Origin of the sequence: Lactobacillus helveticus (genome assembly GCF_046109915.1) — a bacterium.
Taxonomy (GTDB): domain Bacteria; phylum Bacillota; class Bacilli; order Lactobacillales; family Lactobacillaceae; genus Lactobacillus; species Lactobacillus helveticus.
Window position 1 is genome coordinate 1,678,790 of the sequence record NZ_CP151471.1, and the last position, 22,996, is coordinate 1,701,785.

General features: G+C 36.3%; 22 protein-coding genes, 1 tRNA gene and 2 pseudogenes. 20 read left to right on the top strand and 5 right to left on the bottom strand.

Annotation, left to right across the window (positions count from 1 at the left end):
• Positions 1-11 precede the first annotated feature (11 nt).
• The 9 genes and pseudogenes from rplI (at position 12) to AADV52_RS08560 (ending at position 8,475) form a co-directional block, all read left to right on the top strand.
• On the top strand, positions 12-467 hold the full coding sequence (gene rplI / locus AADV52_RS08520; RefSeq protein ID WP_014917990.1) for a 50S ribosomal protein L9: 456 nt from the start codon (positions 12-14) through the stop codon (positions 465-467).
• Between the two features lie 30 nt (positions 468-497).
• Positions 498-1,892: a replicative DNA helicase gene (gene dnaB / locus AADV52_RS08525; RefSeq protein WP_014917991.1), complete on the top strand. Its 1,395-nt coding sequence runs from the start codon at positions 498-500 to the stop codon at positions 1,890-1,892.
• A 235-nt stretch (positions 1,893-2,127) separates the two neighbouring features.
• A complete protein-coding gene (gene phnD / locus AADV52_RS08530) occupies positions 2,128-3,057 on the top strand; it encodes a phosphate/phosphite/phosphonate ABC transporter substrate-binding protein (RefSeq protein ID WP_014917992.1) in 930 nt (309 codons plus the stop codon).
• Positions 3,058-3,147: 90 nt separating this feature from the next.
• On the top strand, positions 3,148-4,077 hold the full coding sequence (locus AADV52_RS08535; protein ID WP_014917993.1) for a DegV family protein: 930 nt from the start codon (positions 3,148-3,150) through the stop codon (positions 4,075-4,077).
• A 118-nt stretch (positions 4,078-4,195) separates the two neighbouring features.
• Complete coding sequence (locus tag AADV52_RS08540) at positions 4,196-5,074, top strand: ROK family protein (protein WP_014917994.1); 879 nt, start codon at positions 4,196-4,198, stop codon at positions 5,072-5,074.
• Between the two features lie 195 nt (positions 5,075-5,269).
• Positions 5,270-6,288, top strand: a pseudogene (locus AADV52_RS08545) (IS30 family transposase).
• A gap of 148 nt (positions 6,289-6,436) precedes the next feature.
• Complete coding sequence (locus AADV52_RS08550; RefSeq protein ID WP_126096177.1) at positions 6,437-7,843, top strand: ISLre2 family transposase; 1,407 nt, start codon at positions 6,437-6,439, stop codon at positions 7,841-7,843.
• Between the two features lie 150 nt (positions 7,844-7,993).
• Positions 7,994-8,164 (top strand): CsbD family protein, encoded by a 171-nt coding sequence (locus AADV52_RS08555; protein WP_003624867.1) that lies wholly within the window; start codon positions 7,994-7,996, stop codon positions 8,162-8,164.
• 50 nt (positions 8,165-8,214) lie between these two features.
• The gene (locus tag AADV52_RS08560) at positions 8,215-8,475 is read left to right on the top strand and encodes a GlsB/YeaQ/YmgE family stress response membrane protein (RefSeq protein ID WP_003631749.1); all 261 of its coding nucleotides are present in this window, start codon (positions 8,215-8,217) and stop codon (positions 8,473-8,475) included.
• A 61-nt stretch (positions 8,476-8,536) separates the two neighbouring features.
• Here the strand turns inward: AADV52_RS08560 and AADV52_RS08565 are convergent, their stop codons facing one another.
• Complete coding sequence (locus AADV52_RS08565; RefSeq protein ID WP_014917998.1) at positions 8,537-9,766, bottom strand: DUF2974 domain-containing protein; 1,230 nt, start codon at positions 9,764-9,766, stop codon at positions 8,537-8,539.
• 83 nt (positions 9,767-9,849) lie between these two features.
• Complete coding sequence (locus AADV52_RS08570) at positions 9,850-10,554, bottom strand: MgtC/SapB family protein (protein WP_014917999.1); 705 nt, start codon at positions 10,552-10,554, stop codon at positions 9,850-9,852.
• A 162-nt stretch (positions 10,555-10,716) separates the two neighbouring features.
• Here AADV52_RS08570 and AADV52_RS08575 point away from each other — a divergent pair.
• Positions 10,717-10,789: transfer RNA gene (locus AADV52_RS08575), tRNA-Thr, on the top strand.
• 340 nt (positions 10,790-11,129) lie between these two features.
• Here AADV52_RS08575 and AADV52_RS08580 read toward each other — a convergent pair.
• Complete coding sequence (locus AADV52_RS08580; RefSeq protein ID WP_126096171.1) at positions 11,130-12,308, bottom strand: IS256 family transposase; 1,179 nt, start codon at positions 12,306-12,308, stop codon at positions 11,130-11,132.
• A gap of 653 nt (positions 12,309-12,961) precedes the next feature.
• Here AADV52_RS08580 and AADV52_RS08585 point away from each other — a divergent pair.
• Genes AADV52_RS08585 through AADV52_RS08595 form a run of 3 tightly spaced genes read left to right on the top strand, consistent with a single transcriptional unit; the run spans position 12,962 to position 15,216 of the window.
• Entirely contained in the window at positions 12,962-13,234 is a 273-nt protein-coding gene (locus AADV52_RS08585; protein WP_014918003.1) for a MoaD/ThiS family protein, read from the top strand.
• 60 nt (positions 13,235-13,294) lie between these two features.
• A complete protein-coding gene (locus AADV52_RS08590; protein ID WP_014918004.1) occupies positions 13,295-14,026 on the top strand; it encodes a HesA/MoeB/ThiF family protein in 732 nt (243 codons plus the stop codon).
• Positions 14,023-15,216 (top strand): MFS transporter, encoded by a 1,194-nt coding sequence (locus AADV52_RS08595; RefSeq protein WP_107775397.1) that lies wholly within the window; start codon positions 14,023-14,025, stop codon positions 15,214-15,216. The genes AADV52_RS08590 and AADV52_RS08595 overlap by 4 nt, the downstream gene beginning before the upstream one ends.
• 485 nt (positions 15,217-15,701) lie before the next feature.
• Here the strand turns inward: AADV52_RS08595 and AADV52_RS08600 are convergent, their stop codons facing one another.
• Positions 15,702-16,286: a hypothetical protein gene (locus tag AADV52_RS08600; RefSeq protein WP_126096214.1), complete on the bottom strand. Its 585-nt coding sequence runs from the start codon at positions 16,284-16,286 to the stop codon at positions 15,702-15,704.
• Between the two features lie 419 nt (positions 16,287-16,705).
• Here AADV52_RS08600 and AADV52_RS08605 point away from each other — a divergent pair, with 419 nt between their 5' ends.
• Positions 16,706-17,053: a hypothetical protein gene (locus AADV52_RS08605; RefSeq protein ID WP_014918006.1), complete on the top strand. Its 348-nt coding sequence runs from the start codon at positions 16,706-16,708 to the stop codon at positions 17,051-17,053.
• The gene (locus tag AADV52_RS08610) at positions 17,031-18,170 is read left to right on the top strand and encodes a chromosome partitioning protein ParA (RefSeq protein ID WP_172994466.1); all 1,140 of its coding nucleotides are present in this window, start codon (positions 17,031-17,033) and stop codon (positions 18,168-18,170) included. The genes AADV52_RS08605 and AADV52_RS08610 overlap by 23 nt, the downstream gene beginning before the upstream one ends.
• A gap of 193 nt (positions 18,171-18,363) precedes the next feature.
• Here AADV52_RS08610 and AADV52_RS08615 read toward each other — a convergent pair whose 3' ends face one another.
• Positions 18,364-19,578 carry an IS110 family transposase gene (locus AADV52_RS08615; RefSeq protein ID WP_107775408.1) on the bottom strand — a complete coding sequence of 405 codons (1,215 nt, stop codon included), beginning with the start codon at positions 19,576-19,578 and terminating at the stop codon, positions 18,364-18,366.
• 378 nt (positions 19,579-19,956) lie between these two features.
• Between AADV52_RS08615 and AADV52_RS08620 the strand changes: the two genes are divergently transcribed.
• From AADV52_RS08620 to AADV52_RS08640, 5 genes and pseudogenes are all read left to right on the top strand, one after another.
• Positions 19,957-20,265 carry a hypothetical protein gene (locus AADV52_RS08620; RefSeq protein ID WP_126096215.1) on the top strand — a complete coding sequence of 103 codons (309 nt, stop codon included), beginning with the start codon at positions 19,957-19,959 and terminating at the stop codon, positions 20,263-20,265.
• A gap of 250 nt (positions 20,266-20,515) precedes the next feature.
• Positions 20,516-20,877: pseudogene (locus AADV52_RS08625) on the top strand (Rep family protein).
• 186 nt (positions 20,878-21,063) lie between these two features.
• Positions 21,064-21,498: a hypothetical protein gene (locus AADV52_RS08630; RefSeq protein WP_230856749.1), complete on the top strand. Its 435-nt coding sequence runs from the start codon at positions 21,064-21,066 to the stop codon at positions 21,496-21,498.
• Positions 21,488-21,682 carry a hypothetical protein gene (locus AADV52_RS08635; protein WP_041808885.1) on the top strand — a complete coding sequence of 65 codons (195 nt, stop codon included), beginning with the start codon at positions 21,488-21,490 and terminating at the stop codon, positions 21,680-21,682. Before AADV52_RS08630 ends, AADV52_RS08635 begins: the two co-directional genes overlap by 11 nt.
• Before the next feature lie 63 nt (positions 21,683-21,745).
• Positions 21,746-22,945: a tyrosine-type recombinase/integrase gene (locus tag AADV52_RS08640; RefSeq protein ID WP_014918011.1), complete on the top strand. Its 1,200-nt coding sequence runs from the start codon at positions 21,746-21,748 to the stop codon at positions 22,943-22,945.
• The last annotated feature ends 51 nt before the right edge of the window (positions 22,946-22,996 follow it).

The following is a 22,996-nucleotide window of genomic DNA, read 5'->3' on the forward strand; positions in this document are numbered from 1 at the left end:
AGGAGAACAAGATGAAAGTTATTTTTACACAAGACGTTAGAGGTCGTGGTAAGCGTGGACAAGTTAAGGAAGTTCCAGATGGTTATGCACAAAACTATTTAATTAAGCGTGGCTTGGCTAAGGCAGCTACTAAGGGTAACATGAATACCTTGAAGCGTGTAGAAGCTAACGAAAAGGCTGCTTACGAAGCTGAAAAAGCTGAAGCTGAAAAGATTAAGGCAGAACTTGAAAAAGATGATACAATCGTCAACTTCAAGTCAAAGGCTGGTACAGATTCACGTTTGTTTGGTTCAATTTCAAGCAAGAAGATCGTGGAAGGCCTTGAAAAACAATATGGCATCAAGGTTGATAAGCGTAAGTTGAACTTGCCAGAACCAATCAAGACATTGGGCTACACTAATGTTCATGCTAAGTTGTTCAAGGGCGTGGAAGCTACTATTCGTGTACACGTTACTGAACAAGACTAATTCTATTTTTATAAAAAGTGGTTGTGATTGATGGATAATATCGTTTCTCAACAAATTCCACACGACTCAGATGCGGAAAAAGCCGTTCTGGGTGCGATTTTTATTGATCCAGAAGCAATTGCAGATGCTAGTGCAGTAGTCCAACCTGAAGATTTTTATGAAAGGGCAAATCAAATCATCTATCAAGCGATGCTGGATTTGTCAGACCGCGGGGATGCAATTGATCCGCTGACCCTTCAAGATGAACTAAACAAGAGAAATCAGCTAGATGACATTGGTGGGATTAGTTATGTCTCAGAGTTGGCATTGGCCACTCCTACTGCTGCGCACGTTACTTACTATGCACAAATTGTGCACCGCAAGGCACTATTGCGCAGACTGATTTCTGCTAGTCAAAAGATTATTTCTAACGCAATTGATGGGTCAGATGATGTAACCGATATTCTTGATGACGCAGAAAGCGAAATTATGAATGTGTCATCAGAAAATAATAGTGGTGGTTTCAGAACAATTAAGGAAATCGTTAATTCCACTATTAAGGATATTAATAATATCCCTGACGATGGCAATATGGTTACGGGTTTGCCAACAGGATTCGCTGAACTGGATAAGATGACGACTGGTTTTCATGATGATGAATTGATCATTATCGCTGCACGGCCTGGTGTAGGTAAAACTTCATTTGCATTGAATGTGGCACAGTTTGTGGGGCTTCATACTGATAAAACTGTTGCGATGTTTTCTCTAGAAATGAGTGGGGAACAGTTAGTTCAAAGAATGTTAGCATCCTTAGGACTAATAGATTCTCAGCACTTAAGAACAGGCCAGCTTGATGAAGAGGAATGGCGCAAGTTAGTAATTGCGTCAGGCTCGCTTGCCAACACGGATATTTTTATTGATGATACTCCGGGTATTAAAATGAGTGAAATCCGTGCAAAAGCCAGAAGACTAGCCAAAGAAAAGGGCAACCTGGGGCTAATTGTGATCGACTACTTGCAGCTGATTGAAGGTCCACGTAGTGAATCACGGCAACAAGAAGTTTCCTCAATTTCACGGCAATTAAAGAAGCTAGCTAAGGAGCTTCACGTGCCCGTCATTGCCCTTTCCCAGTTGTCACGGTCAGTTGAGCAGAGACAGGATAAACGGCCTGTATTGTCTGATATTCGTGAATCTGGATCAATTGAACAGGATGCCGATATTGTATCTTTCCTATATCGCGATGATTATTACCGTGATGAGTCAGAAGATGGTGAAAATAGCGGTAGCAGCAATGAAGTAGGATCCGAAGACGATAACGGTGAAGTTGAAGTAATTATTGAAAAGAACCGTTCGGGTAGTCGTGGTACCGTAAAATTAATGTTTTCTAAACCGTATAACCGGTTTTCAAACTTGGATTATGCGCATGATGATCCAGATGGTAATTAAGTTAAAAGACATTTGCTTTATAGCAGGTGTCTTTTATTTTTATATTAATGTTCTTAAACTGTGATAAATATCACGCTCATAATTTTTATATTCTGGGATTTCATGTAAAAAGCGTATGTTTATAATATAATTGCTTAAAATAATTAATATTTTGAGTTTTAACACCATTAATTTTTTGATATACCTATTACTGAAATAAGTCATTCATGAATTCATCGGAGGATAATAGAATTTTATGAAAATCAAAAAAGTTTTGGTAGGTGCATTCGCTGTTTTAGCTGCATTGTCTCTATCTGCATGCTCGGGCAATAAAAAAAGTTCATCTTCATCAAATAAACCAAAAGAATTAAATGTTGAATTTGTGCCTAGCACGCAAGCAAACAAGATGGAAGCTAAAGCCAAGCCATTAGGCACGCTTTTGCAAAAGCAGTTACATATTCCAGTTCACGTAACTGTTTCTACAGACTACAGCGGCTTGGTTGAGGCAATGTCTTCTAAGAAGGTTGACGTTGGCTTCATGCCACCTTATTCTTATATCTTGGCGCATAAACGCGGGATTGCGGACGTACTCTTACAGGCCGAACGGTATGGATATGATGAGCCATCAGGCAAGATGAATCACAAATTGATGCACAAGTATCGTGGCATGATTGTGGTGAAAAAGGGATCAAAGATTAAATCTTGGAAAGATCTGAAAGGGAAGAAAATTGCCATTGGTGATCCTAGTTCTTCATCTGGTTATGTTTATCCAATTGCGGAACTTTATAAAAAAGGTCTGAACGTCACCAAGGATAGCAAGCTCGTTAATATTAAGGGCGATGACCAAGAGGTTATTTCAGTCTTAAACGGGGATGTGGACGCTGCATTTGTATTCTCAGATGCCCGTAATATCGCTGCGAAGGATGATAAGAGAGCAATGACTGATGTTGTTCCGATTTACTTCACGCAATGGATTCCTAACGATACCATCGCTGTTAGAAAGGACATGCCTAAGAAGTTCAGAGTTAAATTAGCTAAGGCTTTCAAAAACATTGCTAAATCTAAGAAAGGCAAACAAATTATTGAAAGCATCTATAACCACTATGGCTATGTAGATGCTAAAGATTCTGATTTTGATGGCTTGCGTAATTATCAAAAGATTGTTAATGAAGCAACTGGCAAATAATCATTGCATTGAAAAGACTCGCTTTGTCAAAAGTGGGTCTTTTCTTGTGCGTGATATATCGGTTAGAATATGTAACAAAGGAGAAAAAATATGAAAATCGCCGTTTTAACTGATAGCTCAGCTTATTTAACTAAAGAACAACAGGAAAAATATCATATCGATGTTTTGCCTATTCCGATTATTTGGAATAATAAAACGTATCGTGATCTGATTGATATTGGTTACGAAGAGTTTTATCAAAAACTAGACGAAGAAAAGAACTTGCCAACTACTTCACAGCCATCAATCGGTAATTTACAAAAGAAGATTGATGAATATGTCCAAGAGGGCTACACCGATGTGATCATAATTACCTTGTCTAGTGGTATTTCAAGCTATTACTCTACTGTGCACAGTATCGCTGAAGACAAAACTAGGATTAAGGTACATCCTTTTGATAGCAAAATTACATGTGCTGGTGAAGCAGATTATGCTATTCTTGCAGGACGCCTTGTCGCAGCCGGAGCAGACGTTGATTTAATCATGCATGATTTAACTGATCTGCAGAAAACAATGGATGTGCGCTTTATGGTGGACGATTTAAGCCACTTGAAGCGTACGGGCCGTCTTTCTAACGCTACTAGCTTTGTCGGTGCTTTGTTAAAAATTAAGCCGATTCTTTCAATGGATGTGCAAGCTGAAGGACACATTTCCGCAATTGCTAAAGAACGTCAAACCAAGCGGGCTTATAAGCATATCCAAACCGATTTTGATAATCTGACCAAGAATATGACATATAAGATTCAATGCACTATTTTTGATTCGCTTGATCCAGACAAAAAAGAAGAGTGGGTTAAGGATTATCAAGCTAAGTTCCCTAAGTATGAATTTAATACTAGCATCATTGGCCCGGTAGTCGGAGTGCACGTAGGACAAGGAACTATGGCAATGATTTGGTGCCGCGAATTGGATGATTATTTTGATGAAAACGGTCAGCCAATCAAAGGAATTGACTCAAAAGAAGTTGTAGATAATGCGTAAGTAAAGAAATTTAATTGCGTATACATGAAAGCCTTTACACCTGAGGGCTTTTTTCTTTATAATAGGTGCAGCACAAAACTATTTGGAGATAAAAATTTTTTACGAAAAGGATGAGAATATGTCAGATAAGAAATATGTCGGCAGTATTGAAGCCGGTGGTACTAAATTTATCGTAGCAGTTCAAGATGTTGAAACAGGTAAGGAAGTTGCAAGAGACCGTATTCCAACTACCACCAATAAGGAAACCTTGGAAAAGACTGCAGAGTTCTTTAAAAAGCACCCAGTTGATGCATTAGGTATTGGTACTTTTGGTCCAATTGATATTAATCCTAAGTCAAGAACCTACGGTTATATCTTGGATACACCAAAGCCAGGTTGGTCAGGTACTAATGTAAAAGGATTCTTTGAAAAAGAATTAGGTATTCCTGTAGTAATGACAACTGACGTTAATGCATCATGCTACGGTGAATATGTTGCGCGCGGCCGTGACGATTCTAAGAGTTACTTCTATGCAACTGTAGGTACTGGTGTAGGTGCCGGGATCGTTCAAGGCGGCAAGATGCTTGGTCTTAACAACCACCCTGAAATGGGACACATGCTTGTACGCCGCTACCCAGGTGATGATTATGAAGGCCACTGTCCGTTCCATAACGATGCTTGTGTAGAAGGAATGGCAGCTGGTCCAAGTCTTGAGGGTAGAACTGGTATCCCAGGTGAAAAGCTTTCTCGTGATAACGAAGTCTTCACTTATTCCGCATACTACATCGCACAAATGCTCTTCAATGTTTACATGACCGCTCGTCCAGATGTGATGATCGTGGGTGGTTCTGTATTAAACGAAGACGATTTAGTTAAGGTAAGAAAGTTCTTTGACGAATTTAACAACAACTATGTAGCTACACCTGATTTGAATGAATTAATTGTTCGTCCAGCTGTAGCTAACAATGGTTCAGCTACCTTAGGCGATTTTGAATTAGCTAAGAATTTACTTAAGTAAAAAAGAATAAAAAATAAATATGCAATAAAAAGGCTCAACCTCTTAAGAAAGACGTAAGGCGAGCCTTTTTTGACGTAATCGGATACAAATCAGTGTAACCCGGATTTAAAATTGAAGTGCAACGCTAAGTGTTAAACAAAAAGGCCATGAGGACCTAAACTTGAAGTGACCAAAAATCAAGGAAGGTGAATCTTCATGAACAATTCAAATTCTAGCATCTCTAGACATTATCATCAATTAAATAGTGAACAACGAGGACAAATACAAGCTCTGCTTGATTCAGGCATAACTTCCTGTTCCGCTATTGCTCGAGAAGTTGGCTGTCACAAATCGACAATTAGCCGTGAAATCAGACGTGGCAGCGTCCGGCAAAGAGATCATAACTATCTGCTCTATGAGCATTACTATGCCGATACTGCGTAGATCTATCATGATAAGCGACGCAAGAACTGCTATAAGCGTGATCCGTTAAAACATTATGCTGTTTTTCTGAGAATGCTGTCTAAGCGGTTTAAAGCTAAATTTGATGCTACCAGCATTGATGAGTTTGCGGGTGAGTTCAAGCAGACGATGCCAGGCTATCCCTGCCCCAGCACGCCTACCGTTTATCGCTATATTGATCGCGGGATATTGATCTGCCAATGAAGCTTAAAAGACGCAGAAACAAACGGCATCATAGTCATGGTGGGCATGCTTTACACAAAAAGAATCTTGGCAATTCAATTGAGCAGTAGCCTAAAGAAGTTGAAGACAGGGCAACTCCTCTTAACTGGGAAGGAGATATGGTTAAAAGCGTTAGACGTAAAAATCAACCTGCTTTGATGACTCTGACAGAAAGAACTACTCGTTTTGAGGTTGTCATCAAAATACCAGATTATCGAGCAAGTACTTGTCAAAGACTGCTTCAAAAAGAAATAGACCAGCATCCTGATTGGTTCAAGACTATTACTTTTGATAACGGCTCTGAGTTTGCAGATATGACTAAAATCAAGAACTGTCAGATCTGCTTTGCTCATCCATATTCACCTTGGGAAAGAGGCACAAATGAAAACTGCAGCGGTCTTCTGCGTCAATTCTTCCCTAAAGGCAAAAGCGTGAAAGATAAGACAGCTGCATATGTTCAACAGGCAACTAATGCCATTAACCACAAACATCGCCGAATCCACCAATATCACCCAGCAGAAGAACTCTTCAAGCAATATATCTCTTCATAACCTAACTGTTGCCTAAGTGTATAATTTTTTGCGGTAAGTTGAATAATTAATTAAAAAAGCTCAAATCCTTTGAAATTGGACTTGAGCTAAAACAAAAAGACCAGTAGTCTGATGTTAACGAAAAAAACACATTAGAAGCTGGTCTTTTATGGAATCTATTATAGCTGATATCGTAAAAATTATTAAGTCTGAAAATAATGTTATTGCCCGTGAAAAGGCATTAATGTGCTATTTCTTTGATCTGATTAGAGAATTGATGACAGCAGCACTAGAAGAAGTTGATGCTGGTCTAGTTGAAGAGACTAAAAAGCAAGGCTATCAGATCGAGAAGAAAAATAAGCGTTCAGTTGTGACTGCCTTTGGTGAAATCAGCTATTGGCGCAGAAGATATGCTTGTCCTGGCAAAAAGGCTAAATATCCACTGGATAAGCTGATGGGCTATGACAAATATAAGCGTTACAGTGTTTTGGCAGTGAAGGATATTTTGCAGGTTAGCGCCGTGGCAACTTACCGCAATACTGCTTTAGCTGTTAATACTCTCTCCTGTTTCAATATTAGCCATAGTCAAGTTGGCAAGCTGATTGTGCAAGCAGGCAAACAGATTAAAGCACAGCAGCAGTCTGAGGAAAGATACGATGGTATTGCTCAAAAGAAAAAGGTGCCAGTGCTTTATCTTGAAGGCGATGGCGTTGTGATTAAAGGCACCAAGAAGCGACTGGAATTTCATCGCTATCAAGTCTGCGAGGATATTATTAATTTAAGCAAGACACGCAGAAAGAGAGTACAGGCCAAAGAGTTTGTTTCTTTAAGCCGCTTGGATGCTTTGCAAGAAATTAAAGCTTATTTAGCCAATACCTATGACTTAAGCGATACTTTAATCATCAGTAATGCCGATGGCGGTGCTGGCTATGCCAAGAAAGACTTTGATGAAATAGTTGGCTATTGCCGGCAGCACGAACACTTCTTGGATGTCTTTCACTTGAACAAAAAGATTAAAGATCGTCTAAGCTTCATGCCGGCCATGCAAGGCAAATTGATCAGTGCAGTTGAGTTTAAATATGACCGTCACTTGACTGACGTGATTTTAGACACGATTGAAAGCAATCTGATTGATGAGCTGAATACGCCAGAAAATCATGAGAATTTAAGGCGCCTGCGCAGCTATCTTCATCGTCGCTGGGTGGATATTAAGCCATTCAAAATGCGTCATTTGTCAGTAATTAAGGCAATTGGCTGCTGTGAGAGCAATCACCGCAAGTATACTTATCGCGTCAAAGGGCAAGGAAAATACTGGTCAGAAGATGGTGCCGAAGGAATTCTGCGTGTGCTGACTTGCATTAAAAACAAAGAGCTGGAATACTGGCTTAGCAGTGAATTTGCAGGTGGGCAGCTCGATATTGGTGATCAGGAAGAATTGAAAGGTGCAGTTCGTGCCAGCCTAAGAAAGACGCATGAAGCTCATCTGGGCATTCATCACGGCGCCATTGAAAGCTTAACAGCAGGACATAGCTATTTAAACGATTTTAGCAGAAAAATAAATCAAATAAATATTTAAGAAATTAAGGTCAGACTAATGGCTAATAGCCTACCGCAAAAATATTGACACTTACAACTGTTGCACTTAAATTGACAATTCAGGCAAATCAGTGTAATGTTAGAAACATAGAAAACCTATCACATTATTTTTCAGAAAGGAGTTCTACCTATGAAAAAGACAGATAGAGGTTTAAAAGACAAAGTTATCGGAAAAGTGAAAGAGGTCGAAGGTAAGGTTACCGGCGACAAGGCTCGTGAAGTACAAGGAAAAGCTCAACAAGGTAAGGGTAAAATAAAGGAAAAGGCTAAGAAGTTAAAGGATGATCTTGAAGATCATTAAAATAGCAGTTTGCTTTATTAAACCTAAACGGAAAGAAAAGAGATGATCCTATGTTACATTGGATCTGGGTCTTAATAGTTGGTGCCATAATAGGACTAGCCGCCGGTTTCATAACTGGTAAAGGCGGGTCGATGGGTTTCATAGCTAATACAATAGCGGGGCTGGTTGGCTCGACTCTTGGACAAGCAATCTTTGGTGAATGGGGACCACAAATGGCTGGCATGGCAATAGTGCCATCCATATTGGGAGCGATAATATTGGTTGCTTTGGTTTCATTCATCATGAGTATTTTCAAACGACAAACTGAATAAAAACTTAATACTAAAAAAGGACATGCACTTGCATGTCCTTTTTGTTTCGTGTGAAACTTTTTTACTTTAATTTTTTGTTCTCTGCGTCTTTTTCAGTTTTAAATCTAATTTTGATTTCTTCAGGCAAAATGCTAGGAACTGAAGTGTCGTAGAATTCGTAGAAGATCGGCTTCTTATTTGAGTCATTGCTCTTTGGATAAAGGGCAAAATCGGTTTCTGAAAATGGCAGACTAATATTTCCGCGAATTGCGTTAATAATCTCGTTGATCATATGCAAAATATATTTTCGCGTATCAGGAGTAAGCGACATGATCACGCGGCTAAAGCGAACAGTGCCTAGCAATTTATGAGCAGTTATTTGGAAGACGTCAGTAATATTCAATTCTTCAAATGATTGAAACATGGTGTCCCATAATTCGCCGCGTTGAACGTCAGGAATAGTGTGATTGAAATCGATTAAAGAATGGCGCAAAGATCTGGCACCAGAAGTAAGTCCATCTGCTAAAACGAAACTATCGCGGCCAACGCTCCAGCGGCGAGGATCGTGTTGCTGGACCATAGGAGCATTACTCTTAGTAATTAAAACTCGCTCAGGATGATCTAACATCGTGCCAATAATAGATCCTTCAGGCAAGTATGTCTTCATTTTAGGAAGTGCTCGAACAAAACCAGGGGAACGCCATACTTCACCAAAGAAGCCAGGTCCATCAAAACTAATAGCTTTAATAATGCGGTCTTGCAATTCAGGCTCAACAACGCTCAAAGCATATTCTGCGTAGTTACCACCCTTGGAATGACCAGTGAGGTAAATTTTATCATTAGGAAATTCTTCGGCCATTTCTCTGAGATAATCAGCAGCAACATCCTGGCCATAGATTTTAGGCATGTAATTCATAGTCATGTCTTCATTCCAGCCAATAATAGAACTATCGGTACCGCGATAAACAATGAGAATAGTATTGGCATTTAGACGAAAAGTGGCAGCAGTAAATTGCAACGGGTAAGGGTCTTTTTCTAAGCGATTAGTCCAATTTAAGATTTCAACGTTGCCTAGGCGTGGACTTTTAGGTAAAAGCCAAATTTGTGCGCCTGTCTCATCGTGCATTTGTACTTGAAAGGAGGGGAGAACGCGTAATTTCTCCGCAACTTCAGCTAAAGTATGCCCCTTCGCCGATTTATCTACTGGTAAATAAATTAAAGAAGAAAATAAAGAAGCGTCAACGCTATTAAAAGGCTTTTCTTTGAAGGGTAAGTCACCGCGCCAGCGTAAATAATCAAGAGTACCTGACATATATATGTCCTTTCTGTATTAATATTGATGTATTTTACAGGCTCTTTTTTCAAAAGAAAATCTCAAGCAGAATTGCTTGAGATTTAGTTAAGTCCACCGCGTGTGTAACTAATTCGAGTAATATCAGGATACTTGCGCAGTGCCATCACAATATTGTTTTCATTAATTTTATTATTAATCACGCCATCGATATAAAAGACGATTCTTTCATCGCTAACATCTAGAATTTTAATGTTGATGTTTTCAACTTTGTTTTCCTCAAGTTCATTTTTTATCTTAGACAAAATATGATGCTGGTTAATGGCTTCAATTTGAATATTAAAGCGGACATGTGGTGTGATTTTACTGATGATCACGTCATCATGGAAGAGCATTTGAATGACAAAAATAAGAGCGGTAGAAAGAATTCCAATGAAGTACATGCCAGCCCCGATAGCCATACCGATGGCGGCAGTTGCCCAAACACCAGCCGCGGTGGTTAAACCAGAAATTTGTTCTTTCCTGACTAAAATTGTACCGGCCCCAATGAAGGAAATACCAGTAACGATCTGTGCGGCAATTCTGGAAGGATCGAGCGCAATATCATGCATATTTAGAAGATCTGTAAATCCATACTTGGATACGATCATAAAGAGTGCAGAGGCAATTGCGACTACGATGTGTGTTCTGACGCCCGCGCTTTTTCGTTGAATAGCACGTTCGTAACCGATGATCCCACCACAAAAAGCAGCAACAATTATTCTAAGCAGCCAATCTAATTCAGTTGGAATTGGTGCTAGAGTTTGCATAAAATCACTCCTTATTTCATTAAAATTACATATTTATTTTACATTATAATCCTTGATTTGATAGTTTTGAAAATTTTTTGAACTTTTTTGCAAAAAAAGCTTGCACAAGTCTATTTCATATGGTTTAATAAATACTGTTGTCGGGTGAGACAACGAAGAGTTGCTGACTTAGCTCAGTTGGCAGAGCACGTCACTAGTAATGATGAGGTCGGAGGTTCGAATCCTCTAGTCAGCATTAATTAGATTCATTAAATTTGATTAACCTTGATTTATCAACGTTTTACGAAGATAAGTAAAGGTTAATTTTTTTGTGTAAAAGTATTTTTGGCACAGAGTTTGGAACACAAATTAAGGAGTGTTCCAAAAGATAATTTTTAAAGTAGAATAAGAGTTGATATGGTGGGCTTTTAGCTCACCTTTTTTGTGTGCATAGGTTCAAATCTAATATTAAATAAAACTAGCATAAGTATATATGGAGAGTATTATCAAATAAAAAACAAGATATAAAGATATCGAGACTGTCAAATCTTTTGTGTAAATAGATCTTTCTCATAGATTGATTTTTTATTCTTTATTTAATCAAAGTAAGATTCTAAGGTGTCCTGAACCTGACCAAAGCCTTTGTGAATTCGGTTGAAGTAGCGGTCATTGTAACTCATTACTTGGATGCCAATGAAAGTATCAAGCGACTGTTCAGTCGGAAACTCTGCTTTGGGCTTAGCCTTGCGCTTAATGACGCTGTTAAAAGATTCAATCATGTTGGTAGAGTAAATTGAAGCTCTGATCTGCTTAGGATAATTATAGAAGACCAGCAGGTCCGGCTCGATGTCTTTCAGGTTTCTTATGACATGATTATAACTCTTGTCCCATTTGGCATAGAAGGCATGCAATACATCAACAGCAGCTGCTTTATTGGCTTGCTGGTGAATCTGCTTGAATTCGTTCATAATTGCCCCGCGATCCTCCACGCGTACTTTAGCGCAGATATTACGCATGACATGAACCAAGCAACGCTGGAAATGAGCTTGAGGATAGGTCTTTGCCAGTGCTGTCCTCATGCCCACAACGCCATCTGAAAGAAAAAGCTCTACTTGCTCTAAGCCGCGAGACTTCATGCTTTGGAGCAGCTCCGTCCAGACTTCAATGTTTTCATTGGGCGCAATGCAGTAGTCGATAACTTCCTTTTGGCCATTAGGTTTGATGCCAATGGCAATATAGACAGCTTCACGTTCAAAAGTTTCTCGGCGCAGAGGAACGTAGGTAGCGTCTAGATAAACGCAGAAGAACTTATCGCTAAGCTTACGCTTGTGATAGGCCTCTACCTTGGGGATCATCTGCTTAGAAATATTGGATACTTGAGCGGGGCTGTAATGGCTGCCATACATTTTTTCAATCAAATCAGCTATCTCTCTGGTAGTTACGCCTTTGGAATATAGCTTGATAATCATACTTTCCAAGACATCGGAGTGCTGCTTGTAGTCAGGCAGCGTGTGCTGATGAAACAGGCCGTTGCGGTCTCGTGGCACCTGGATTTCAATTTCGCCAAACTGCGTATCCACCTTGCGAAAGTAGGCACCGTTCCTAGAATTGCCGGTATTCCAGCCAGCTCTGGCATAAGGATCATAGCCTAAAAACGCAGTCAGTTCAGCTTCTAACAAGTCATTAACTGCTTGTTGTAATTCTTTACGCAATAAATCATTAATTTTGTCTTGATTGAATAGAGCTTGAGCAATATTTTTGGTAAAATCATTCATGAAGGAGTTCTTCTTTCTGTATGTGTTTTTTGTTCAAACCAATCATACGAGAAAGGAACTCCTTTTTCTAATATTTTAAGAAATTAATTTAAGGAATCATTCATCCTTACACAAACTATTTTACAGTCTCAAAGTATAAAAAAAGTAAGTAATAATAAGCGTATTATAGACGAGATAATTAACTATATTATTAGTGCAACATCGACTACTCATTTAATGATTTATAGAATAAATGCTATTTATATGAAAGCATTATTTAAAAATGATAGAGAGAAGACTGCAAAAATCAGGAAAGATATGAATATTTATGGCTATGGAGAAATGATTACTAACTGGCCTGACTAAGATTAATTAGAGCCTTTTAGCTGTGAAATAATTTTATGTTATAAGCATATTTAGAATTTGTAACAAATATGATACTAAAAGCATCAACTATTAGTTAAAACATTTAATATTAATATTAACAAGATAGATAGGGGGCTTAAAAATGATTTGGTGGGAATTACCAGTACTTTTGGGTTAATTTAAATAGAAAATTTATTAAAAAGTAAAAAAATGATACTGTGATCGACAATTTAAATTGAAAAAAGGGTATCAGTTTAGATGATCGTTGATTCAATATTTAGCTTAATAAAAAGAGGTAAATCAAAATAATGGTTACGGTTCAATTAAGAGGTATTGCTGAAGGTAGATTAGGAGTAAATCATATTGCTTATGATTTACGGTTAGGCTCAAAAGTAAAAGATATGATTAAAAAAGTTGTATCTTTAGATGAAGATCTAAAACATAATATTTTTAATACTACGTTAAATGAGCCTAGAAAATTATGTAGAGTTTTAGTAAATGGAGAATTAGCTCAGTTTAATCAAACGCTTAAGACAACTGATTCTGTTGCATTAGTAGGTGTGGTTACTTGTGATGGCTAATTATAATTTTTGCGGGTCTGGAAATATCCAGACTCTTTTATTTAGAAATAATGAATAAGAATGATATTTGAAAATTTTAGATATAATCGTCAAATTCAAATGCCGGAAATTGGTGAAATTGGTCAGAAGCGTATAAGTAAAGCTAGTGTGGTTAGTGTAGGTGCAGGTGGGGTTAAGTCTCCACTCCTCTATTATTTAGTAGCTGCTGGAGTTGGAAAAATTAAAATTATTGATTTTGATAAAATTGAATTAAGTAATTTAAATAGACAGATATTATATACTACTGATGATATTGGAAAGTATAAGGCTAAAGTTGCTGCGGATAGATTAAGACACCTAAATCCAGAAATTCAAATTATTGATTCTGAAGAAAAGGTTACACCACAAAATATTGATTCTTTATTATCTAATTATGACATCGTTTTAGAAGGTGGAGATGGACCAGAACAACGCTTAATGGTCAATAAATACTGTGTAGATAATAATATTCCTATGGTGCATGTCTCTGCCCAGTATGGTTATGTGCTTACTATGCTTAATGCTAAAGTAGATCCGTGTTTACAATGTGCATTTCCAGATTTAGCAGAAAGTCGTAGAGGTCCGGTAGCAGTTTGGGGTATAGGGACTGGTATTGCTGGTGTGATGGGAGCTAATGAAGTTTTAAAAATCATCTTAAAAAAAGGTAATTTGGCTCGTGGGTATTTACTTTGCGCATCTAGTTTTTCAAATGATTATTATAGGATTCCAATCCCTAAACTTTCAGATTGTCCAACTTGTGGCAAAGTAGAATGATTACTGTAAATAAAGAAAAATTAATTGAACGCGTTGCTCTGCTGGCTTCTGGTGTAGATTCATTAGGTACAGGGTCTTTTGTTAGTATTTCTACTATTTTCTTTTTGACAAATAGTCATGTCAATACGACTTTTATTGGTATAGGACTGACATTGTCTGCGATATCTGGCATGATTGCCTCTGTACCTATTGCATACTTGGCTGATCGATTGGGAAAATTAAGGACATTTTCAATATCTTATATATTAAGAGCAATAGGAATGTTGTTGTGGCTGGCAATAAGAGGAAATATTGTTTTTTTAATTTTTATGACTTTGTTTGGAATAATTGATAGGTCAGCCGCCTCTTTAACTAGGAGCTTAATAGTTGCACCATTAAGTAAAGAAAAAGCTTCAATTTTAATGGGTAACATGGCTTTGCCAACTAATCTGGGATATGGTATCGGTGCAGGGATAAGTGGAATAATAAGCTTTTTTAAGTTAAATTTAGCCATAGCTTTAATTATTAATGCTTGTTCTTTTGTATTGGTGGTAATCATTTATAATTATGCTTTAAAGGATGTTAGTGTAACTTCAGCTAAACTTAAGCGATCACCGTTAACATCTTTTCAAGCAATTAAAAGTTCTGTGATAAATAAAGAAAGACTAATTTTAATTATTGAAAATTTTATCTTTTCATTTCATAGAACTTTACTAAATGTATATATTCCATTATTAGTTGCAGAAAAAATCCCTAATTTAACATGGATGGCTCCTACTGCATTTGTATGTAATACTATTGTGATTGCTCTTTTTCAAGGACCTACAAATAAATTCGCTGTTCAAAAGAAAGTATATGATCTTTTTTGGATTATTTCTGGATTTTGTTTAGTGGTGTCATTTTTAGGAATAATTATTTCTAATATTTTTAATGCAAAAAACACTTATTTGATACTACTAATATTTTTAATTATTATGCAAATAATAGCTGAATTATTTAGTTCTGCGGCATTAGCCGTTTATATGGTTGAATTTAGTAGATCTCAATATTTAACATTAGATTTAAGTGCGATAAACCTAGGAGGACAATTGCAGAATATTGTAGGACCAATGATATTTGGAGAATCTGCTGCATCTAATTTGCTGGCTCCTTTGAGTATGGGAATTATAACTTTAAGTTTTACATTAATTGAGTTAAGAAGAGTACTTTAGCTTATAAATAACTAAAGTACAGAAAAGGACTATCTACTGATATGTTAAAAAATAAGTAAACATTAGTTCTAACTGATTAAGGCTTGATTTCTCTTTGTCTTTTTGTATCTCAATTAAGGCTACATTAAAATTTATCGTCTATAAATATAGCTGTTTGCATCTAGTTGTTGTAATACCATGTTTTCCGGTGGATTTTTGTAGGTTCTTCTATAATTTTATTTTTCATTGTAATTAAATTTTACAACTAAATTACTAGGAAGAGTTAAAATATTATGTCTATTAAATTTGATTCCGATATAATACTTTGGCTTATGAAAAACAATATCCGTAAGATAGTCTTACGGATATTGTTTTTTTCTTTTTTTATGTAGTATTAAAAATACTAAATAAATTTATTTATTATAACCAAAAATTATAACCAAAATTCCTGATGAGCAATTTGCTTCAAAAGAAATAGTAAAGCTTGAGTCTGAATATTAGTGTTATCATATTTTTTTTGCAGTATTGCAAAAAAATTGAAGGTTTGATAACAAATTATCTATATCGGTTTGACTAACAAGACTTTCAATATCAACTATTCTCGAATAATTATCAAGGGTTAGATGACCTTTTGCATGTGAAAAATCAGTAAATAAATAACCTTGAATGATTAAGTAAGCAATGCATTCCATTAGTGTTTCAGAATTAATTTTGGTACTGTCAGGATAACTCCTAGTTTTATCATACGCACCAGATGCGCATGCCATTTTAAAGTCTTCAAATTTATCCATAATCTTTTGATTATTAGTGCTTAAAGCATCATGAAGTATCTTTTTAGCTTCCTTTTGTGATGACACAATAAAGGAACCATACTTATCTTTGTGGCCTGTTAATAGTATAGAAATACCTTGCCGAATTGTTAAATTGGTTGGATGTGCTGTACCTTTACGCCAACCTGAAACGTTTGCAGTAGTAAGTTTCTTTTGAACTAAATCTGCTATACTCATTTCAAAATTATGATTGATAATGTCTGATAACTTATCAGTTAATTCTTTATCAGTTAATTTTAGCGAAGCTAATGCTTCTGCCAATTTTTGATGCTTGACCATTTTCATTGTCAAGCAAACCGGTTTGCTATTATCCTTTCTTTCTCTATATCATTCGAATGATTAATAATAATTTACTTTAAATTAGAGCTAACTCATTTTTTACTTTTAAAAGCCAAAAATGAATTTACCTTTGTCGACAAATTGCATAATATCAAGCTTTTGAGAACTTGTCAGAGTTTCTCCAAAGTCGAGAAAATGCGGAGTTTTTTTGATTAATCAATCATTTCTAGTTTAGAAAATTTTCTTTAATTAAAGTGTTATGCAAAAAGAAGCCAAAAAATTAGAAAACCGCCACTCAAATTGGGCGACGGTTTTTTAAAAGTATTTTATTCAAATCCTCTAAACTGAGAATTGTTAAGAAATAAAACTTAACAAAAATCAGATTTAAGGAGATATGTCACATGGCATTTAAAATTGAAATGACGGTTAATCAAGCATTAGAAGGATGTTCTGCAGTAGTAATTGGTGTGATTACTCGCAAAGCAAATCCTAGTTACCATAACGAAGAGGATGTTAACGAGTATCCTAAGAATGTGAGATTGGCTATTACCAACGATCCATCAGGCGTTAACAACGGTCAGATTATTTCTATCAAAGTGAAAAACGCAGATAACATTCAAGTCGGACAAGAATTCACTTTTAACTCAAAAAGTGGAGCCAGAGTTCCAAATGGAGAAATTCATTTTTGGACTCGTAACAGCTTTGTCCAAGTGGCAATGAAGGGTGATGGAATCATTGAAGGGGACTAGAACACCCTTGTGTGACTATATAACACAAGTAGTTGATGCTAGATTAGCAGTTGAAACGAATGATCAAAGCAGTATTAGTCACTCCTATGTATTCCTTGAAGAGCAGCTTGGAAAAGGGCTGCTTTTTGTTTTAAGATATCCCAGCGGAATGAAGCTAGATGCTAAGACATATTTCGATTTGTACGATATCATCGCACCGGCAATTTCAAAAGAAAAAACAATGATTCGACCTTTAACTTTTCAATTAGTTCCTATTGATAATATGCCAATAGAAACTTCAGTCGGATTTTTCTTTCCTTGGAGAAATGGTCGAGCAAGTCGTTTGGTCGGATCAATTGAAGAAATACTAAGTGACTATGATCTAAATCAAGAAATCCCTATCATGAAGGGAATGACAGCTAAAACTAACGTGCGCAGTTATCTCATAACCGGAAACACAGGTTCAGGTAAGACCGAGGCATTTAAATATTTTGAGCAGGTCTTTTCTAAGACAACTAATAGAAGTGGTACCAAGCCTGCGAAAATAATTATTTTTGATAGCAAGAAGGGTGCTGGAAGTCGTTGGGCTAAAAGAAATAATCCAGAAATTGAATTAATCGTTCCCAAAGAGGGGGATCGTCCGGAAGACTATATACCCAGATGTAATCGAAAACTAGAACAAATAGTTGCGGAAATGAATCACAGACAAGATGAGCTATATAACTTCTCCAATAGAATCACAACAGATGCCAATGAACTAGATGTTCCACCCATTTGGGTGATGTTCGAGGAGTTTGAAGGAGTCACATTGGGAATGTCCCCACTATCTGCACAAATTCAGGATTTATATCGACTTCTAACTTTAATTGCCTTACTCGGTCGTGAAAGTTTGGTGGGGTTATGCATTACTTCGCAAATAGCGCGTAACGACGTTATTCCAATCCCAATCAGAAGTCAGATGCTAGTGAAAATTTTGCTGGGCGTAATTGATTCCACTTCTACAGCTTATTTATTTGGCGATTTAAGTGATAACATACCTCTTCCTATTGGAGGAAAAGGCAGTGGAATTATTTCAATAAATGATGGCTACCACTATGGAATCGAACCAGTTGAAATGCCCACGATTTATGAAAGGTGATAAAAATGATATTTATTTTTCTACCAAAAATCAAGTATTATCAATGATTCTGAGCAATTTATTTTTTGCTTTTATCACTAATGGAGCGAGTTATGCTCAATAATTTCATGTTAAAGCATGATTTTGAGCACAACAAACTAAACCTTCACTTTATTCTGTTTGTGCAGGCTGATATACTATGAGTGATTAATCATTACCTTTGATTACGGAGTGCTTTATGGTAATCGTATGATTGATCATTAATAATTAGAGCATAGATTGTGCGAATCAGTTTATGCATTGATGCGATGGCAGCTTTCTTATGACCTTTCGTCTGAGAAAGCTGTTTTTTATGTTCATAATAGTCTGTAATATGGCAAGGTTTAGTCTTCTTAGCCGATTCCATTTGGGTAATGATACGGTACATAATCTTTCTCGCTATTGCATTACCATGTTTTGTAATCGGTAAGTGCTTGTCAGTATTTCCAGATTGAGATTCACCAGGATCAATTCCAATGAAAGCATCAACTTGATTAGCATTGTTAAAGCGTCTTAAATCACCTAATTCCGCATATATTCTTAAGGCCGTCTTCTTGCCAATACCAGGTACAGATAAATATATTTGGACATCTTTAGGATTAGGTGCAATTTGCTTGATATATGCCAGAATATGCTTGCGTCTTTGTTCAATTTGAAGCAAATGTTCAATACAATACTTAATTAATTCAACTGTGATACTGTCACAGTCATCGTAATACCAAGTGCGTTGTGCAAGACTTTGCAAGCTGCAGGCTACTTGATTAGCCTTAGAAGCTCCAATTCCTTTGATCTTAACCAATTGAGATGCTATTTGATCATAGGAACTGTCTAAGACAAATTTGGCGTGTGGAAATAAATCAACAATATGCCAATAAACCTCACCACTTCGACTACTAGAGATTTGTTCAATCTGAGGAAAAGTAGATTGCAATGCACGATGCAAGCGATTCTTATATTTGACTAAATCTCTGGTTAGTTCTTCATAAAACCGACTGGCATTTTGCATTTCGTGATAACGGTAGTCTTGCTTAGGAGTCAGTGGCTGTGGCACATCAAATTGAATTTTCGCTAAGTTATGTGCATCAGTACGATCTGTCTTTAGATGGCGCAGATTGTTATCCATTAGCTTCTTAGCACTTAATGGATTGATGCGCGTGTAATCATAGTTATGGTGATCTAAAAATGATTGCAGTGGTAAGGAATAGACACCAGTAGCCTCAAAGATAACTACAGGATGCTTGTAGCACTGTAATTGTTCTAGCAGTTCATTAAAGCCAACTAAGTCATTGGCGATAGTAAAATGTTTAAACTCATTTCTTTTGATCAAAACACTTACCGTTGAACTTTTACTGCTAACATCAATTCCAAAAACTACGTTATAGGTCATCATTAAGCCATCCTTTCAATCCATGCTCTAACGAGATGAAGTTACTGTTCACATAAGCTATCAGTCATTAATTTTCTGAACAAGGCTTAAAGAGCCAACATACTCCAATGAAATTTCCTGAAAAGCCGGTGAAACTGCCAGTTTATATAATGGCATCAAGTGCCCAAAAAGATCACGGCATTAAGTGCTTCATCTCAACTTTTATTTTAAAGCAAAAATAAAAGCGCTAGATAATCCTTCCGTCGAAAGATTATCCAACACTTAGGTTAGTATGTTTATTTATTATTCTTTTAGTTTTTGTTCTTTGTAAGTATGTTTTTAAAGTGGGGGCAAAGCAATGAATCAGCCCTATCCAAAGCTATTAGACGCACTTCTTATAACTTGGATTATATTGATAAACAGGCAAACGCTATTGCATTAGGTGCTAATGTAATTACTCATGGTAAGAAAGTGATTTTAGAAATACCAACACGTGGCTTATGGCAATTATCTACTAATCCGCAAGTAGCTCAGTGCTTAATGGAAAGAGTAAATAGTGCAGAATTCAAGCGCTTTTTAGATTTAAATTATAGTGGCGTGGTATTTTCGAAACCTAAGTTTGAACAAAATAAAATAGTAATTATAGGCATGAAGTCAGACATGAGCCACCGCTTTGGGTCCTTCGACCCAAGGAGCGAGTGGCATAGATAGGGTAAAAAATATCAAAAAAGTGTGTAAACCCGTATTGAACGTTGATACATAAGCATTTCTGGGCTTGTTATTAGAAATGCGTAAAGTGGGTTTAAATAAAAAAGCTAAAAAGTTAAAAATATCGTCGTCCAATTTGGACGGCGTCTTTTGAAACGAAAAATACCTAGATTTATTATGATTTTCTTGAAATAAAAATTTTAAGAAAGGAAATAGTGTTATGGCACAAAAAACTAAATCCCGTCAATATATGATGGTGCAAGACTTAAACAAGTTACCATATGATTTGGGTAAGTTAAAAGAGATACTGTCAGGACTTAAAGCAAAGGAATGGGCTTTCATAGTTCACGATAAAGACAAAAGTGAAAATGGTGGGTTAGTAAAACCACATGTGCATCAGTTCTTAAGTTTGAAAATGAAAGAATGCTTGACACACTCGCTAAAACTTTAAAGGTTAAACCACAGTACCTTCAAATTTGGAAAGGCAGAATTAACAACGCCTATAGTTATTTGATTCATTTAACTAGTGGGGCTCAAGATAAACATATCTATAGCCCTAAGGAAGTAGTAGCTTCTTTTGACTTTCCAAAGCGTATTTCTGAAATTACCAATTGAGTTTCTAAGCAAGAAATTAAGGATTCGCTTAATCTGTATGCCAATGGCGGCTTATCACAAGCAGAATTAAAAACCAAAATCGGTAATTTAGCTTATGCACAAAACTTGGAAATTATAAAAAAGTTGAATACTGTGTTGGATAATCAAACTCACAAGGAATGGCTACAATCTTTTCAAGGGCAGAAAATGACCGTAGATTGGTATTATGGACCGGCTGGTGTTGGTAAGACGCGTTTAGCCTTAGAGGAAGCTAAACGATCGGGAAAACAATATTGTGTACTAGGTTCATCTAATGATTATTTTCAAGATTATGATGCACAAGATCATGTAGTGGTGTTAGATGAATTGCGTCCTAACGATCTTAAGTATGGGGACTTACTTAAGATAATGGACCCATACCAACATGACAAACATGCTCCTAGAAGATACAGAAATGTCGCGCTAAATATTGAAAAACTAATCATTACAACACCTTACAATCCAGAAACGTTTTATAAGATGACCAAAATAGCTGATAGACGAGTAGATACAGTAGATCAGCTTAAGCGCCGTATCGACAAGGTTATTAAAGTAACGCCAGAAATGGCAAAGAAAGTATTTGGTGATGGAAATGAAAAATAATGTTAAAAATGCAAAAGACTTAATGAGTGCCTTAAACATTAGTACTACTAGATTTTATCAATTTTTGAATAATGGTATGCCTTACCATCAGATTGGTAACGGACGCAAGTATTACATTTTAGGTGAAGTTGAAGACTGGCTCCACAAGACTGGTTACCACCAGAAAAAAATATGGTCCAAATAAGGAGAATTAAGGTAGAATAGGAGTTGACTCTTATTCTACTTTTTCTTTAAAGAAGGTAGAATAATGATTAAAAAAGTTAACAAAGATTCAGAAAAAGTATATTTGATTAGAGTACAGCCTCGTGATCCAATAACTGGTAAAAGAGTAAACTTACCTATTAAGTATGCTAAAACTAAATCTGAAGCTTCCAAAATTGAAAAGAAGATTTGGACGGAATATAAGTCAGGACTTAATTTGGGTGATGGCAATACCGTATTTGCTGGTGCTTTTCAAAAGTATGTTGATCAAAGGGCTAATTCTATTAGTCCAGTAACGCTGAAGTCTTGGCAAGAATCAGCCAAATCTTTCACAAAATATTTTGGTAAAGCTAAGATTAAGAATATTACTACCCCATTGATTTCTAAGTATGCTCACGACTACGTAGACAAGCATCATACCACTATTAGTAAGTCATCTACAATTGCTAAGAGGTTAATCCATATGAGGAACTTCTTCAAGAGTATTGAGGGGAAAGCTATTAAAGAAAATCCAGTACCAGAAGGTGCATTAAAAGTTTTCTTTAGGCAGAGTGATTTTTCACTACCACAAGAATGGTATATTTTATCAGATCAAGAATTAGATAAAATTCGTAAGTTACTCATTAAGGATTTAAAGACAGCTTCTGTAAGTAATTCAGCAAGTAAATTAGCTATTTTGATTGAGAGCTATACTGGCATGAGAGTTGGAGAATTACAAGCTTTAAGGTTCAGTAATATTGTTTATGAAGATAATAATTGGACGTTAAAAATTAATAATAGTTGGTCCGATTATACTAGGGCGTTTACTGGTTCTTTGAAAGCTCGTCCAAAGGGATATTCAAGGACGGTATTGCCTATTCCTAATGATGTAGTATTACTGTTAAAGCAATATCAGATTAAGCAGGACAAGTATTTCAAGGAGAATAGTATTATTAATTCTTCAGATCTAATTTTCTTGAACACTCATGATTATGCTAGTGCGGCATTAAGTGAACCAATAAGGCAAAAGAGTATCAATGACATGTTTAAGATTGTGTGTGATAAATTGGAAATTAAGCCTAATGATAAACGTCTTAGTTTGTATTCCTTTAGACATACAATTTGTACTAAGTTAGCAAATACGCCTAATATGTCTTATCCATGGGCTGCAGAAAAGATGGGACACTCACTCCAAATGTTTATGAATACTTATGTCGGTGTTGATCCAAGTATTAATCAGAAAATGACAAAACTTTGGTTAGCTTAATATGTGCCAGTGAATGGCACACAAACTATATTTGAAGTAAAAACAAACAAT